General features: G+C 43.5%; 12 protein-coding genes. 6 read left to right on the top strand and 6 right to left on the bottom strand.

Annotated features, from left to right (window positions below; genetic code table 11):
- Positions 1-2 precede the first annotated feature (2 nt).
- From V7K46_RS18035 to V7K46_RS18020, 4 genes are all read right to left on the bottom strand, one after another.
- Positions 3-509, bottom strand: a complete 507-nt coding sequence (locus tag V7K46_RS18035) for a hypothetical protein (protein WP_273767705.1) — start codon at positions 507-509, stop codon at positions 3-5.
- Positions 510-522: 13 nt separating this feature from the next.
- On the bottom strand, positions 523-2067 hold the full coding sequence (locus tag V7K46_RS18030) for a bifunctional aminoglycoside phosphotransferase/ATP-binding protein (protein ID WP_335115440.1): 1545 nt from the start codon (positions 2065-2067) through the stop codon (positions 523-525).
- 75 nt (positions 2068-2142) lie between these two features.
- Positions 2143-2766: a 50S ribosomal protein L25/general stress protein Ctc gene (locus V7K46_RS18025; RefSeq protein WP_335115438.1), complete on the bottom strand. Its 624-nt coding sequence runs from the start codon at positions 2764-2766 to the stop codon at positions 2143-2145.
- Between the two features lie 165 nt (positions 2767-2931).
- Positions 2932-4275: an adenylosuccinate synthase gene (locus tag V7K46_RS18020; protein ID WP_335115436.1), complete on the bottom strand. Its 1344-nt coding sequence runs from the start codon at positions 4273-4275 to the stop codon at positions 2932-2934.
- A gap of 731 nt (positions 4276-5006) precedes the next feature.
- On the opposite strand from V7K46_RS18020, the gene V7K46_RS18015 reads away from it, so the two are divergent.
- Both V7K46_RS18015 and V7K46_RS18010 read left to right on the top strand, forming a co-directional pair.
- Positions 5007-5168: a Uma2 family endonuclease gene (locus V7K46_RS18015; protein ID WP_335115434.1), complete on the top strand. Its 162-nt coding sequence runs from the start codon at positions 5007-5009 to the stop codon at positions 5166-5168.
- A 539-nt stretch (positions 5169-5707) separates the two neighbouring features.
- Positions 5708-7909, top strand: coding sequence for a PAS domain S-box protein (locus V7K46_RS18010; protein WP_335115432.1), 2202 nt, complete (start codon positions 5708-5710; stop codon positions 7907-7909).
- Positions 7910-8144: 235 nt separating this feature from the next.
- Here V7K46_RS18010 and V7K46_RS18005 read toward each other — a convergent pair whose 3' ends face one another.
- Together V7K46_RS18005 and V7K46_RS18000 are read right to left on the bottom strand one after the other, a co-directional pair.
- Entirely contained in the window at positions 8145-8588 is a 444-nt protein-coding gene (locus tag V7K46_RS18005) for a type II toxin-antitoxin system VapC family toxin (protein ID WP_335115430.1), read from the bottom strand.
- Positions 8589-8894: a hypothetical protein gene (locus tag V7K46_RS18000; RefSeq protein WP_335115428.1), complete on the bottom strand. Its 306-nt coding sequence runs from the start codon at positions 8892-8894 to the stop codon at positions 8589-8591.
- A gap of 145 nt (positions 8895-9039) precedes the next feature.
- On the opposite strand from V7K46_RS18000, the gene V7K46_RS17995 reads away from it, so the two are divergent.
- From V7K46_RS17995 to V7K46_RS17980, 4 genes are all read left to right on the top strand, one after another.
- Positions 9040-9873, top strand: a complete 834-nt coding sequence (locus tag V7K46_RS17995; RefSeq protein ID WP_442939848.1) for a phosphodiester glycosidase family protein — start codon at positions 9040-9042, stop codon at positions 9871-9873.
- 228 nt (positions 9874-10101) lie between these two features.
- Positions 10102-10878: a COP23 domain-containing protein gene (locus tag V7K46_RS17990; RefSeq protein WP_335115426.1), complete on the top strand. Its 777-nt coding sequence runs from the start codon at positions 10102-10104 to the stop codon at positions 10876-10878.
- Positions 10879-11188: 310 nt separating this feature from the next.
- On the top strand, positions 11189-11437 hold the full coding sequence (locus V7K46_RS17985) for a hypothetical protein (protein ID WP_335115424.1): 249 nt from the start codon (positions 11189-11191) through the stop codon (positions 11435-11437).
- 177 nt (positions 11438-11614) lie between these two features.
- On the top strand, positions 11615-17050 hold the full coding sequence (locus V7K46_RS17980; protein WP_335115422.1) for a phytase: 5436 nt from the start codon (positions 11615-11617) through the stop codon (positions 17048-17050).
- Positions 17051-17305: the final 255 nt, after the last annotated feature.

Raw genomic sequence — 17305 nt, 5'->3', positions numbered from 1 at the left:
TATTACTTTTCCCAAAACTTGAAATTGAAACTACTTCCAGGAGTGCGACGGTAACGGCGGGCGGTTCTTCTTGTTTGCCGTTTGTTCAGCCTCTCGTTCGTTGGTTCAACTTCGCCCTCTTCTGACTCTTCAACTTGCAACTGAGTTCTAGTTTCTTCCTTACTTCCCCACCAAGCAGTAATCCAGCCTCCAGCTAAAGCGCCTAATCCACCTAGCAAGATACTCATGGGTGCTGGATACCCTAAATATACAAAGCCAAGCATGAAAAATAACCAGTATTTCAGTCCTGTATCAACGCCATCAGAAGAGGCTACAGTTGGGGGCTGGGCGCTATTACTGGTTAAATTTGTGATCCAGCTGAGGATGAAACCCCCCATGATTCCTAAGAAGATGCTCAGGGCTGGTGCAGAGCCGGTCATTATTAATATAAATGTTAAAAATGCCCCAAATAACAGCTGAGAAAAGAAGCTGGGAGAAATACTGAAAAAGTCGTTCTTTTTGTCTGCCATAGGGTAAAAAAACCTATTGGGGAATTACTACTTTTAATTGTGCCTGTTGTGGTTGAGTTGTATCCCAAATCTTTACGTAGGATTGTTCTTCTTCAGTAAAGGGTTCAGCTTGTTTCAGTTGTGAGTCTAATAAATCGGCGGTGGCATCAGCAATATCACCAGTGCGGTTATTCAGACGCTCTTTTAGAACTTCAAGGGGTGCTCTGCATTGGATAATCTGAAAGGGAAGTTGATGCTTCGTAGCTTGAGCGATCGCTTCTTGCCGTAACTGCTGTCGATCATACTTGGCATCCAAAATCACTGAAAAACCTTGTTGAGCCAGGATAATTCCCAATGACAACAGCCGTGTGTAGGTTTTTTCGGTCATCTCAGGTGTGTACAAATCATCGCCACCCTTTTCCCACAGGGGAATTCCCCCTAAATGTTTCCGCACCGCATCAGACCGAAGGTGAATCGCTCCCAGTTGACGGGCTAAATACCTTGCTGTGGTACTTTTACCAGAACCCGACAACCCCGACATCAAAATCAGTTGTCCCAGTTTTGGTTTAGTGTACTCCCAAGCCTGTTTGTAATAATCAGCGGCGGTTTTTGTGGCTTCTTCCTTTACTGTCGCAGGTACACTCGGATCGTCTAGCAAAAATGAAGTTACCTTTGCTCGAACATAAGGCTGACGACTCAAATATAAGGGCAGTACCTGTAAACCTTCCCAGTCTCCAGTTTGCTCTATGTAGGAATTCAAAAAAGCATTACCTAAATCTTGACGCTGCCGTGCTTCCAAATCCATCACCGTGAACGCCACATCATACATGACATCAACAAACCGAAACGGCTCGTTAAACTCAATGCAATCAAACAGCAAGATTTTATCGTGCCACAGCGCAATATTTCTCAGGTGTAAATCCCCGTGACATTCACGAATATAATTGTTGTGAATTCTGCTAGCAAATAATTCTGGACGTTCTGCAAAAAAGTTATCTGTATATTGCTTTGTTTCTGTAAACTGCGCCTGAGTTTGGGGGCCACCAATATATTTCTCAGTTTGCTGATAATTCTCGTCAAATGCAGCCCGGACTTTTGGCACTTCACCAAAACTGCGAATATAATCATTCGTCTGTGCTTGGGCATGGTATTGAGCCACGACCCGTCCCAACTCTTCTAAATCTGTCTCATTTAAGTTACCCTCTTCAAAAAGTGTACTTAATAGCGACTCTTGAGGAAACTGGCGTATCTTCAACGCGTATTCTACAGCCTCGACCGTTCCCCCTAGCTGGTATTGTTCTCCTACCTGAGTTATGGGCAAAACTTCTAAATACAGTTCACCAGCACCCCGCTGATTTAACCGCAACTCTTCCTGACAAAAATGCTGCCGCTTATCTAAGGTAGAAAAGTCCAAAAAGCCAAAATTCACAGGTTTTTTCAGCTTATAAGCGTAATCCCCAGTTAACAGCACATAAGAAATGTGGGTTTGAATTAGTTGAATGGGTTCTATTACCGCATGGGGATAAAATCCCGCCTGCAACATTTGCTGAATTAAAGCTGGAAGAGTCGCTTCTGTCATCTCTTTCCTTTACGAGTTCAAAAACAAAAAAACCAGGAGTTTCCCCCTGGCTATCATCAAAAATTATTATACACTTTACGTAGCTTCAGAGGCTGGTTCACCCTCTAACTCAGCCTCAGCCTCATCCTCAGCAGCAGCACTGATTTGTGGCTGCGAAACGCTAACTACAACTCGCTCTGTATCACCAAGAACTGTGATCCCTTCAGGCAAGGCTAGCTCGTGAATACGTAAGCTATCTCCAATTTGCAGGTTAGAGACATCAATTTCAATTATTTCGGGAATGTTTTCTGGCGCACAACTCACTTGTAACTCAGTGATAACGGTGTCTAAAAAGCCACCTTCTTGTTTAACACCAACAGCAGTTCCCACAAAACGCAGCGGTACTTCTACAGTCGTGTCGCCGTGACCAGCAACCGCAAAAAAGCTGAGGTGGTAAGGCGTACCTTTTGCGGGATGGATCTGAAGTTCCCGCAGCAAGGTGTTACCACGCCAAGGTGCATCAGTAATGTTTAAATCAATCAAGGTGTTGTTGACTGAAGCTCTTTTGAGCAAGCGCTCAACAGTTTTGGCATCAATGGTCAGAGAAATTGACTCTGTACCCTTGTGACCGTACAAATTGGCAGGTATCAGTCCAGAACGGCGTAAAGCTCTGGGCTTGCTGCCTTCTGGGCGTTTTTGAGATTCGACTGTAATAGCCATAGAAGTTGTTAGTTGTTAATTAGAGTTAGGAGACGCGATTAATCGCGTCTGTACAGGAGTTTGGAGTAGAGACGCGATTAATCGCGTCTGTTAGGAGTTAGGAGTTTTGATTTAATTACTCACTCTTCACTTTTAACTGTTAACTCCTTTACTATTCACTTTTAACTAAGCACTTAGCAAAGTAGCAGCTGTGCCGTCGGCCTGTAATAAAGCGCGTTTGGGCCCGTGGATGGGGTCTTCTACGATTATGGTTTGATCGCGGCTAGCTCCTAGTGAGACGATCGCGATCGGGACTTCCATCAATTCAGCGAGGAATTTTAGATAGTCCAGTGCTTGCTGTGGCAAGTCTTCTAGGGTGCGGCAGTGAGTTGTTGACACTTGCCATCCTGGTAAAGTTTTGTAGATGGGGCGACATCTGGCAAATTTACGGGAACTGGTGGGGAAGTGTTCGGTGCGATCGCCATCTATGTCATAGGCGACACAAACTTGGATTGACTCTAATTCATCGAGGACATCCAGTTTGGTGAGCGCCATACAATCCATGCCGTTAATCCGCACGGCATAGCGACCGATGACAGCATCAAACCAGCCGCAGCGCCGTTTACGTCCGGTGGTTGTGCCAAATTCGGCACCGCGATCGCACAACAATTCTCCCAACTCTCCATCCAATTCGGTGGGAAATGGCCCCTCTCCCACTCGTGTCGTATAGGCTTTCGATACCCCAATTACTCGGTCAATCATTGTCGGCCCTACCCCTGTACCAACGCAAGCTCCCCCGGCCACAGGATTAGAGGAGGTGACGTATGGGTAAGTTCCATGATCTAAATCCAGAAGCGTGCCTTGTGCGCCTTCAAACAAAATATTGCGCCGTCGCCCAATCGCATGGTATATTTTTAACGATGTATCAATAACGTAAGGTCGCAAGCGTTCTGCATAACCCAGATATTGTTCAATCACCTCTTGTGCATTTAGAGGCGGCAAGTTGTAAAGCTTTTCTAAAATGACGTTTTTATAATTAATCGTCCACTCCAACTGCTCACGTAGCCCATCAGGATCCATCAAATCTAAAACTCGAATGCCTGTACGTTCAGATTTGTCAGCATAAGTCGGCCCAATGCCCCGACCTGTTGTACCGATCTTATGGCTTCCACGTCGTTCTTCCGATGCCTGATCAATCAACCGATGATAAGGCATGGTTACGTGGGCTGTCTCAGATATCAGCAGGTGGTCAGTGGAAATATTTAATTCTTTTAGTTGGTCGATTTCTGCAATCAAAATCTGTGGATCGATGACTGTTCCACAGCCGATAATGCAATCGGTATTTGGATACAAAATACCAGAGGGAATCAAGTGCAGTTTAAAGGTCTGACCTTTTACTACAATCGTGTGTCCAGCATTGACACCCCCTTGGTAACGTACTACAACATCTGCCGAACGGCTGAGTAAGTCAGTTATTTTACCTTTTCCTTCATCGCCCCATTGGGCACCTATGACAATGACGTTAGCCAAGAGCTTATATTAAGAAGTAAAGTTTCCACAAACTATAATTATTAACATATTGCTTGAATCATGTCAAGCTTATTCCAGAATAACTTTGCTGTTTTCAATTCAGTTAAAAGGGCGCTTAGAAACCACACGTTACTGGCTCATGGGGAGCCACTGCGGTGGACGGGTTAAGAGGCATAAAGCAGGCAGTGCGTTGGACGGGTTTCCTGACTTGTCCCTTGCGCGTCTCCCCTTCTCACATTGGGAGAGGCTAGCGCCTGCCGTAGGATGCCCAAAGGGCTGTAGGGAGAAGCAACTGCCGTCAAGTGCGGTGGAAATTTCCTCTCCAGAGCGCTGGCTCCCCAACGCACTGGCTCGTCTACACAAGGCTTTACCCACCTCCGTGGGTTTCAAACCTTGTTAAGAGCCAGAGTCAGGCAATGCACCTTATTGGGCTGCTGGCGCAAGTCTTGAGGCAAAGCCTCACAACAGGTATTAAGAGTCAGAGCCTGGAGAGACGAGAAAAACTCTCAAATACTGATCAGACTTGGCTTTCACGTTAAGTTTACATATATGCACATCTGTGCAATTCTACGGCAAATTCCATTGTAGATTTATCATGTAACCTGACTATGACAGCGATTACGATCAACTTTAATCACGTCGTCAAACTTACCAACGACCAATTTTAGCAACTGTATCGGGATAATTCTGATGTCAAATTCGAGCGCAACGCCAAGGGAAAATTAATTGTAATGCCAGCAACGGGGGGAGAAACTGGAAAATGCAATGCCAAGCTTACTACACAGTTTATTCTGTGGAACGAACAAACCCAACTTGGAGAAGTATTCGACTTTTCCACTTGCTTTAAACTTCCCCCCGACCGTTCCCCCGATATATCCTGGATACAATTATAAAGATGGAATGTACTAAGTACCGAACAGCGCGAGAAATTTCCTCCTATCGCTCCTAATTTTGTTTTAGAGCTAATCCCATCTGATAGTTTGAGCGAGATGCAAGCCAAGATGGGCGAATATACGGATGCAAAAGTGTGACTTTGTTGGCTAATTTTTCAAAAAACACGTCGAAATTTATACATAATGACAACCAAAAGAAGTATTAGAGTCTCTCACCAGCTTGTCTGGAGAAGATATATTACCTAGTTTTGGATTTACGGATAGTGTGGGGTTAATTACAATTCCAAACAAGAAACGTAGCATTGCAACTACAAATGCTATGCATAGGCAAATTCTTTGAACCAAACTGCATTAACTATACTACTGTTAAAAATGAATTTATATTAAAAATTAGCGGATTGATTTGTGATTATTATGTATAAATTATCATCCCGACCAATCCAGATATTTACAATTATAACAGATTGTATTTTGTTACCCGTGATATCAAAAACTTTAAAATATTCTCAGTATTTGTTTTTAATCTTGAATCTTAACTGATGGAGGTAATCTGCGGCTCAAAGGGCGATCGCATGATCAAAAAATGGTATAGAGTTCAAAATCTGAAAGCAATATTTATCCTAGCATTGGCAGTTGTATTGACTAATGCTGTAGTCTCCTATAGCAACACTGTTAAGCTGATTAACAATCAGCAATGGGTGATATCCTCCTATGAAGTTATTACCCAACTTGAAAGTATCCAATCTACACTCAAAGATACTGAAACTGCACAACGTAATTACCTAATTACAGCAGATGCAGATGATTTACAAATTTATCTTGCAGCCTATCAACAAACTAATAGCAATGTTCATATTCTCAGCAATTTAACTACTGATAACCATCAAAAGCAGCAGTGGATTTCTTTGGTGAAGCCGAAAATTACTAACAGGCTCAACATTCTGCAACAAGAAATTTACCTCAGACAAAACCAGGGATTAGAAGCAGTTCGGCAGCAAATATTATCTGATAAAGACAAGCAAATCGGCAAAAGAATCCAACAGCTGATTCATGACTCTTTAAAGGCGGAGCAAAATTTATTACAACAGGGAATGCAGCAGTTACAAGCAAGTTCCCAAAAGGCAATAGTTACATTTTTTATCACTGCTATTGTAGATTTGGTGCTGGTGACGCTGCTGTATGACTTGTTGTGGCGTTATATCAGGCAACTTCAGCAGACGGAATTGACCCTACGCCAAAGCGAAAATCGTTTACGAGCCATGATAGATGCAGAACCAGAATGCATCAAGTTAATTGCCAGGGATGGCACCCTTTTAGAAATTAATGCCTATGGGCTGGCAATGATGGAAGTGGAAAGTGCTGATGTCTTGATTGGTAAACCAATCGATGCCGTAATTGTACCAGAGTATAGAGCAGCCTTTGCCCACTTGCATAAAAGTATCTGCCAAGGTAACAAGGGGACTTTGGAGTTTGAAATCGTGGGATTTAAAGACACTCGCCGCTACCTGGAAACTCATGCTGTACCACTGCGTAACGAATCTGATGGCACTTTCATGCATTTGGCACTGACGCGAGATATAACCCAGCAAAAACAGGCAGAACAGAAAATCCGTGAACAAGCTGCGTTGCTGGATGTATCAACTGACGCGATTCTGGTGCGAAATATCCACAACGAAATCTTATTTTGGAATAAAGGTGCTGAACGTCTGTACGGCTGGAAGGCTGAGGAAGTTGTGGGTAAAGATGTTTTGCAACTTTTGGATAAAGAGATTTCACCACAGGTAGAAGATGCTTACTTAAGGGTGATGAATACGGGTGAGTGGCGAGGTGAGTTGCATCAACTGACAAGAGAAGGTAAAGTAATTATCGTTGAAAGTCGGTGGACACTGATCCGATATGATAATGGACAACCCAAATCTATTTTGAGTGTGAACACCCAAATTACGGAGCACAAACAACTGGAAGCTCAACTTCTGCGATCGCAACGTTTGGAGAGTATCGGCACTTTAGCTAGTGGTATCATCCATGACCTCAACAATATACTATCCCCAATTTTAATGTCAGTTCAACTCTTGCAGAAAAAATTGCCTGATTCGCAGAGTCAGCAAATACTGCAAACTTTAGAAAATAATGTTAAACGTGGGGCTAATTTGCTCAAGCAAGTATTATCTTTTGCACGGGGCATCGAAAGTAAACAGACAATTGTCCAAATTCAGCCATTGATGGCAGAAATTGAGCAAATTATCGCTCAAATATTCCCGAAATCTATCATTTATCAAACAGATATCCCCAAAAATCTGTGGAACGTCTGTGGAGACACAACTCAACTACATCAGGTGCTAATTAATTTAGTAGTCAACGCCCGGGACGCTATGCCCAATGGCGGTATCTTGAGGATTGCGGCGGAAAATGTGGTGATTGGTGAACATTCTACCCAGATAAATATTGATGCTAAAGTAGGTTCTTATATTGCGATCATGGTAACGGATACTGGTATGGGGATGTCGTCGTCAGTCCAGAAACAGATTTTTGAACCATTTTTCACTACTAAAGAGGTAGGCAAAGGTACAGGTTTAGGACTTTCCACGGCGTTAGGTATCATTAAGAATCATGGTGGTTTTGTCAATGTTTATAGTCAGATAAGTAGAGGGACTCAATTTACAGTGTACTTGCCTGCCTCAACATCCAGAGACACACATTCGCTGTCTCAAGAACTGGAATCGGTTATAAAAGATGGCTAATTGATTTTGGTGGTGAAAGTATCACAGATTACAAAAATCCTAATATCGCCCTTTGGAAAAACTTTTCAGTCTACTGAAATTTTGTATAAAAAAATGGGAAGTATAAAAAGTAATAGTAATAATTTGGACAAAAATATTCCATTTTTACTTATTTATTACTTGTGTTGAATACCATAAATAAAATCATCACCTTTACAGAAAAATTTGTATACAAGTCTTCATGTAGAGATGTAATTTAAGGTGATATTGCAGTTAGATTAACAGCAGTAATTTCTGAGTAACGGGCAAAATCAGTAATGTTAAATGTCAGAATATGAGTTAACCCATGCACCAGCATTGCTGCAACCAGTCGCGCATCGTGTACGTTAATTCCCCTAATTCCATAGGCAATTACTAGCCTTTCCCATTCCTGGTAAATTGCTTCAGTATCTAGCAACAATGGGAAAAACACCTTTAAACGGTTAACTTCTGCCTGTGTTTCTGCTACACTACGTTCTAAGCCATTTCGCTCGGTTGGGCGTGTGTAGACGTTCCAAAATTCAATCAAGTTTTGCGGTACGATGTGAAACTGTTCGCCGCGATCGCGTAACGTCCTGATAGCATTAATGGCATCCGGGTTCATTGGATGGCTAAGGTCTACACTCCTTAACAGGACATTAGTATCTACGAGATAAGCCACTTAGCCTCGTTCTCCATAAATACTTGAGCGGCTAATGGCTTCATCAGAAAGCGACGGGAGGTTAAGCCCTCGGTGGCTCTCCACCCACTCAGTAAATGCTGCCACCCACTCTTGGGAGGTTGCAGTTTCATAAAAAGGGCGTTCTGTTGATGGTTGCACCAGCTGCTCAAGCATGGTGTTTAAGTGAGGTTTAATCTCCAATGGAGTACGGTTAGAAATCTTCGCTAACAAATGGGTAATTGTTTCAATATCCTGACTATGGGCTTGTTCTAAATCACTGATAAAGGATTTTGGTTGACTGTTCATAACTGAAGCATCATCTAATTCAAGTTAATCTCTTATTTTTCAGCTTAAAGTATTTCAACTAAATTAACTTTGTTTTAGCTAACCGCAAGTGACTTTAAAAGTGAGAAAAATTAAACTACTGAGTTTGATATTAATTAGTTTGACAATGGCGTTATGGTTTAATTTGCGTTCCTCAACACCATCAATACCGACTGTTACATCTTCACCACCAAAAACTATCCGCTACTTTGAGCGCACTTTGCCCCAAAGCATCGCTCACATCCTGTTAATTCCAGCTAATAGCAGATTTTTGGTAACTCCTGCACTATCAGAGAAGGTAGCCACAGTAGAGGAATTTGCCCAGAAGCATCAAGCCGTAGCTATCTTGAACGCAGGCTTTTTTGACCCAGCCAACAAAAAATCTACATCATATATTGTCATACAAGGGAAGTTAGTAGCTAGCCCCAAGGAAAACGAGCGGCTGGTGAACAATCCCAACTTAAAACCTTACCTGAGTCAAATTTTCAATCGCACAGAATTTCGCCGCTACTTATGTGGGCAAACTATCCGCTATTCGATTGCCGTACACAGTGAGTCACCACCAGCAGGTTGTCAGTTAGTCGATGCTATAGGCGCAGGCCCACGCCTGTTACCAGAACTCACCTTAGTAAAAGAGGGCTTTGTGGATAATGCCAATAAACGAGATGCACTTGGCAGCAACCAACCCAATGCCAGAACTGCCGTAGGTATCACGCGTGATGGCAGCGTTGTTTTAGTTATGGTGGCTCAAAAACCCTCAGTTCCTGCGAACTCTGGGGTGTCCTTGCCAGCATTAGCTGATTTGATGAAAACCTTTGGTGCTGATAAAGCGATGAATCTGGATGGAGGGAGTTCGTCTTCGCTTTATTACAATGGCAAAACCTTTTACGGGAAAGTTGATTTGGAGGGAAATCCTATCAAGCGTCCCGTGAAGTCAGTTTTACTGGTTCAGGAAAACTAGTATTGAACGCTATCTAAGGGAGCAAATCTTTGACTTTCACTCTTGTAGCTATAAGCTTACGCCTATGAAGGAGTGGGGCATCATGCAGAAATTCAAATACAGTGAAAAAGCTATTTGAAGAGAAAAAAGCAAGAGAGGAAAAAAATAGCATTTTTGATGAATCAAAAAACAAATTATTTCGTCATTTAAACTATCGATTCCCTACCTATTTCTACTGGAGGATGATTTATGTCATCACAACTGCTGCGATTTATATCTTTAGGCAGTCTTGGCTTATCTTTGTGTCTGGGCAATTCCGCAGCAATGGCGCAATATGATTCTACTGGCGAAGGTGTAGTAGTACCAACAGTACCATCAGGCGGCACATCAGCACCAGTACCAATAGATACATCGACAGGCATACCACCTTCAGCTGACGGTACAACTCGGTTTACCTGTCAGACTTACAATGGCCAGTATACTGTCATGTATCAGCCACAAAGTCAATCCGGACAATTCTTTCCTTGGGCGGCACCTGCGGCTTTGGGCGGTGGTTGGGATGCACAAAGGCGTTGTACAGCAATTGCCAGTCGTTTAGAACTTTATCGCCCAGATGGCTTAGAAGAACTCCAGACAGCTGTAGAAAATAACGAAAATATTGTCTGCGTTACAACTCAAGCTAACCCAACTTGTAGAATTGTGTTGACAGTCCCGCCTGGGAAAGACCCCTATGTTATCCGCAATAGCGTTTTCCAAAACTTGACTACTGCTGACAGTGGACAGCAGACTATAGCCGTTAACACTTATGGCGATCGCAGTAGTGGAGGCAACGAATTATATAATTTAGGACGCACACTTCTAGGCAGTGGTAATAATCGGGTTAGTTTATCTAGAAGTGGGATTAATTTGAAACCTTTCCTCGATCGCAAAGATGGTGGTACCGGAAACAATTTGCGGAGTGGAGTAGCAATTCGTCGTCAGTCTCAGCCTAATGGTGCTCGTCTAAATCCTCAAAATTTTCGCTAATATCTAACCGAAATACTGAAATACAGATTTAAATTAAGGTGGGCTGTTATGCACCTTAATTTAAATCCGATCAAAAACCGCTGATTAATATCATGTGCGGTAAATTACTTCTAATCTGCCTGTGATTGCGAGTGTCACGCTGAGAATAATTGCTGTGGGACAAAAGCATCCCCAAACCTGCAATTATTTTTTGTCTTAACCTTTTGCTAGCTGTTTCTTAATCTAACTGGGATAGTTTGAGGGTGCCCAATTAAGAACTAATACTAAAAAGTTATGTAGCTGTCTTCTCACAAGTTCTAAAAATAGTGGTTTGGAAGACGTATTTTATCTTGTTCATGTTGATATTGCTTTCACCGTACCCCTGCTGTTAAGTAAGCTACGCGTAGGGGACGCACCAGAGGGTGTTGGCATAGCCATCGCTCTAACTGCAAAGATGCACTTTACAGTTAACGGTCTTTTACTGGCAATAAAAATGGCATTTACACTCCAACTTCTCCACGTTTCGGATTTTGAATGTGGCATTGACATTATCAGTAATAGTAGAGCGCGGCGGAAATAAACAACCTATTTCAAATCAACTAAACGTTTACGCTGTATTTCTTTTGACTTTTGACTTTTGACTTCCGCCTTGCGGTACTAGCCCTCAGACTTCTGATGCTGTTCGTTTCTCAGCACTACTAAATCGCTTACAGACTAATTATCGATACGGACTCTGAATCTACTCCAGAACTAACTTATGGTAACTACTAATACAATCCGCTTTTCCCAATTTAATGCTTCCCTAAACCGCAGCACCCAAGGTCAATTAGTGACCGATTTGTCAACCCCCGATAATGCTCAGGCAAAAGCTGTTGCGGAAATAGTCCAGCGTAACAACCCGGATGTGCTGCTAATTAATGAGTTTGACTACTCCCAAGAGGCAGTTAAACTATTCCGGCAAAATTATTTAGCCATCAGCCAAAACGGTGCGACTCCCCTTGACTACCCCTACTTTTACATCGCTCCTTCCAACACGGGTATTGCTTCTGGGTTTGACTTGAACAACAACGGCGCAGTAGTTACAACCCCAGGCAAATCAGGATATGGCGATGATGCCTTCGGATTCGGTGATTTTCCTGGTCAATACGGGATGTTGCTGCTGTCCAAATATCCCATTGACACTGGAAACATTCGCACCTTCCAAAACTTCCTCTGGAAGGACATGCCCAATGCTTTGCTTCCCGATGATCTCACAACACCACAGCCAAATGATTGGTATTCTGACCAGGAACTCAAAGTTCTACGCCTCTCCTCCAAGAGCCATTGGGATGTACCCATTCAGGTGAATGGGGAAACAATTCATGTCCTCGTCAGCCACCCCACACCCCCAACCTTTGATGGGCCGGAAGACCGCAACGGCAAGCGCAACCATGACGAGATCCGCTTTTGGGCAGATTACATAACTCCCGGTAAAGGCGATTACATCTATGATGATATCGGTAAAACGGGCGGTATTGTTGCTGGTTCAGACTTTGTGATTATGGGTGATCAAAATGCTGACCCCGTAGATGGTGACAGTTATAACAACGCTATCCGGCAACTGCTGCAAAATCCCAACATCAATACCAATGTCATTCCTACGAGTCTTGGTGGCCCCCAACAAGCAAACTTACAAGCTGGTGCAAATGCTAGCCAAAAAGGTAATCCTAGCTTTGATACTGCTGACTTTGCTGATACAACTCCCGGAAACCTGCGGACTGATTACGTTCTACCCTCCGCTGACCTGACAATTGCCAACTCAGGAATATTTTGGCCGCTGAATACTGACCCGACATTCTCCCCAGTAGGTACTTTTCCCTTCCCCAGTTCTGACCATCGCTTGATATTCGCAGATGTGCAAACTAGACCAACTCAAGCAGGTAAAACCATTTCTAATCTGGTCTTTGAAAGACAGACTACCTTCGTTACTAGCTTTATTCCTGCTGGTGCTGCGGGAACTGTGAATGGAGTTTCTACTCCATTAGGTGGATTATCTGGTGTCACTTATGATGCTGCTAATAACCGCTACTACGCTATCTCAGACGATCGCTCCCAAGTTGCCCCTGCCCGTTTTTATACCTTCACTGCTGATACTGGGGTGACTTTTACCAATGTCACGCCCCTGAAAGATACCAAAGGCAACTTTTTTGCAACCAACAGTCTCGACCCTGAAGGCATTGCTTTAACCAATAATGGGACAGTCTTCATCTCTTCAGAGGGCGAAGTCAATCCTACTGCTGGTCGGGTTACTAATCCCTTTATTAAGGAATTTTCGCTTACAACGGGGCAAGAAGTGCGATCGCTACTTGTCCCCAGCAAATTTCTGCCAGTAGTTGAGGATACCAACGGCGATGGTATTGTAAATGCAGGTGATACGCAGACATCAGGGGTTTACAATAACCTGGCATTTGAAAGCCTCACCATTACACCTGACCAGAAAACCCTATTCACCGCTACTGAAAACGCCCTGTCCCAAGATGGATTAAAAGCTTCACTCACCAGTGGTAGCCCTTCCCGGATTCTGCAATACAATCTGGTTACTGGACAGCCAGAAAAGGAATATCTTTACATTACCGATGCGATCGCTCAAGCGCCCAACCCTAGCACAGGCTCTGCTGACAATGGTTTAGCGGATTTATTGGCAATAGATAATCGTGGTACTTTCCTTGCGTTAGAACGCTCCTTTGCCCAAGGTGTAGGCGACACCATCAAAATTTACGAAGTTTCTTTGCAAGGTGCAACTGATATTAGTTTTTACGATTCTCTGAATAATTTGAGTGCTGAACAACTAGCAGCGATCGCACCCGCTCAAAAGCGTCTTTTGTTAAATTTAAATGACCTGAATCTACCCACTGATGCCAATCACCCGACTGGAGTAGATAACATTGAGGGTCTTGCCTTCGGCCCCAAACTAGCAGATGGTCGTCAGTCGATTGTGCTAGTGAGTGACAACAACTTTGGTAGCACCCAATTTACCCAAATCCTCACCTTGGGTGCAGACTTAGTTCCCACTGCTGCACCTACAGTAGAAACTCGTCCTAATTTATTTGATGATCCGGCGCTTTCCACATCTCAACGGGCTGATGCTGATGACCCTGCCATCTATGTTAATGCCACAAATGCTGCTGATAGTCTAGTCCTAACCTCAGTAAAAAATGCTGGACTGCGCGTTTATGACCTGTCTGGTAATTTGTTACAAACGCTTAATCCCGGTGGCATTCGCTACAACAACATTGACCTGCAATACGGTTTTAAATTAGGCAATCAATCTATTGATATTGCCGTAGCTAGCGATCGCGGCAATGATAAACTAGCAATCTTCAAAATTAACCCCAACCCTGGCGCTGAGGGGAACTATTTGGAAGATATCACCGATAGCAATATTGGCACTATCTTCCAAGCCTCACCTTTTGAACCTCCCTATTCCGCATCAACTCGCAGTTCTTACGGACTTACCTTATACCGTAGCCCCGTAACTAATGATTACTATGTCTTTACCAGCCGTCGCCAAACTGGAGATATAGCCCAGTTCAAACTAATTGACAAAGGTAATGGCAAAATTGGCGCTGAACTGGTGCGGGAGTTCACCATTCCCTCACCCACCACAGAAGGGCGTTCTCCCCAAACAGAGGGTATGGTGGTTGACCAAGAAACCGGCTTTCTCTACATAGCCCAAGAAGATGTGGGCATCTGGAAATTCCAGGCAGAACCAGATGGTGGCACAACAGGCAAGCTGATTGATCGCGTCCGTTTTGAGGGTGGTTCTCACATTACCGATGACGCAGAAGGGTTGACCATCTACTACGGCAAAAACGGCACAGGTTATCTGCTAGCATCCAGCCAAGGCGATAGCACCTTTGTTGCCTACACCCGTGAAGGCAATAACGAATATGTGGGTAACTTTGCTATTGGTAACAATGGGTCAATTGACAGTGTACAAGAGTCAGACGGTGCAGATGTAATTAACGTACCACTGGGGCCTAACTTCCCATTTGGTTTATTTGTTACTCAAGATGGTTCCAATGAACCTGCTAAGACAATCGATGGTGAAAACGTTAACTCTAACTTTAAGTTGGTGCCTTGGGAGAATATAGCCAATGCCTTCCCCAATTCTCTAAATATTGACACCACAAGTTACGATCCCCGCAATCCTGTTGCTCAACCCAAGCTGACTATCTATGAATTTGAAGACCTACCTAAGTTAGGAACAACCTCTAAAGGTCAAGATATTTCCTTGGGTGGTTTCTCCGGGTTGTATTTCCAAGGTTTTGCAGCAAATGGCAACTTGAAATTTGTCACCAATACAGACCGTGGCCCCAATGGAGAATCTAATGGTTCAAACAGACCATTTTTCTTACCGAACTTCCAGCCAGAAGTAGTCAGCTTTGAACTCAACCGAAGCACAGGTGAAATCAACATTATCAACAGAACAAAGCTATTTCGCCAAGATGGGACGACGCCATTAACTGGATTGCCTAATTTGCAAGCTGGGGCAAATGGTACCGCCTACACAGATGAAATTGCCGTGGACTTAGACAACCAACCCCTAGCGAACGATCCTTTGGGTGCAGACTTAGAAGGGATTGTAGTTGCAAAAAATGGAGATTACTGGATGGTAGATGAATACCGTCCGGCAATTTACCACTTTGATGTTAATGGTAAACTGATTGACCGCTTTATTCCCCAAGGAACTGCCACAGCACCCAATCCAGATCAACCAGCTGGAACTTTTGGCACAGAAGTATTGCCAGCAGTTTATGCCCAACGCCGCAATAACCGGGGATTTGAAGCTGTAGCGCTGGAAGGTAATAAATTATATGCCTTTATTCAGAGTGCGATCGATAATCCCGATGTCGTTAATGATGCGACTTCCAAAGCTTCTCTCAACCTGCGAATTCTGGAGTTTGATATTGTCAGCAAGCAGGTAACAGGAGAGTATTTATATCGCCTACAAGGTTTACCAGGAACCGATAAGATTGGTGATGCAGTCTCCTTGGCTAACGGCAAATTTGCGGTAGTTGAGCGAGACGACAATGCTACATCTGCTGGTAATAAACTAATTTACCAAATTGATTTAGCCGGGGCGACCAACATCAACAACCCTGCTAACTTTACCTTGCCAGCTGGTAAGACCATTGAACAACTTACCACTGCTGAGTTAGCTGCTGCCAATATTACCCCTGTCACTAAGAACCTAATCGCTAATGCTGCTCAGTTAGGTTATACCGGAGTAGAAAAATTAGAAGGTTTGGCACTGGTAGCACCCAATACTCTAGCTTTAATTAACGACAACGACTTTAACGTTACGGGTAATACGGCTGCTGAAAAACTCGGCATTCTCGAATTACCCAATAACCTGACAGGTGTACAGCCTACTTTCCCCAACGGTTTTGGTTCTAGTAACAGCGATACTGTCAATCTTCAGCCAGGACAATTCTTTAATGCAGGTGATGGGGCAGACTTTGTAGAAGGCGCTCAAGGTAACACAATCCTGGCTGGAAACGGTGATGACACAGTGCTTGCAAGCAGTAACTCTTCAGTATCCGGGAATGACGGTAATGATCAGATATTTATTGGTCAAAATGGCCCGGCTCAAAATACCAATGCCGATGGTGGCAATGGTAATGATGTTATTACCGTAGTAGAAGCTAGTGCTAGTAATAATTTGTTTGGGGCGGCAGGTAATGATACTCTCACAGTAATTGAAGGTTCTCGTCAATCATTATTTGGTGGCTCAGGTAACGATACCCTCAGTAGTGGCGGTAGCAATAACCGTCTCTACGGTGGTGATGGTGATGACAAACTCTTCTCTAATCTCAATGATTTCCTGTTTGGTGGCGATGGTGATGATGCGCTATTTGCTGGTCAAGGAGGTGGCGATCGCCTCAGTGGTGGTGCTGGTGCTGATCAATTCTGGATTGCTAACGCCAGTTTGCCAACTAGCAAGAACATTATTACTGATTTTACAGTCGGGATTGATAAAATCGGGCTTGGCGGTGTTGGCGTTACTCAGTTTAGTGCTTTAACCTTATTGCAACAGGGTAGTACGACTCTGGTGAAAACCGGAAATACAGAGTTGGTTTCATTGCTGGGAATTACCTCAACTAGCTTGACTGCAAATGACTTCGTTTTCTCTGCTAGTGTCGTGCCTTAGTACAGTTTTGCGTAAAAGTGTAGCGTTTTATAACGCATTCCGATGCATTGGCATTGTAAGGAGACGCATAAACAATGTATCGGGATGCATTGGCATTGTAAAGAGACGCATAAACAATGTATCGGGATGCATTGGCATTGTAAAGAGACGCATAAACAATGTATGGAGATGCATTGGCATTGTAAAGAGACGCATAAACAATGTATGGAGATGCATTGGCATTGTAAAGAGACGCATTAACAATGTATGGAGATG

The sequence above is a fragment of the Nostoc sp. genome (assembly GCF_036917395.1).
GTDB lineage: Bacteria > Cyanobacteriota > Cyanobacteriia > Cyanobacteriales > Nostocaceae > Nostoc.
The sequence above is the reverse complement of the archived record's forward strand: the minus strand, read 5'-3'. Positions and strand labels throughout refer to the sequence as shown.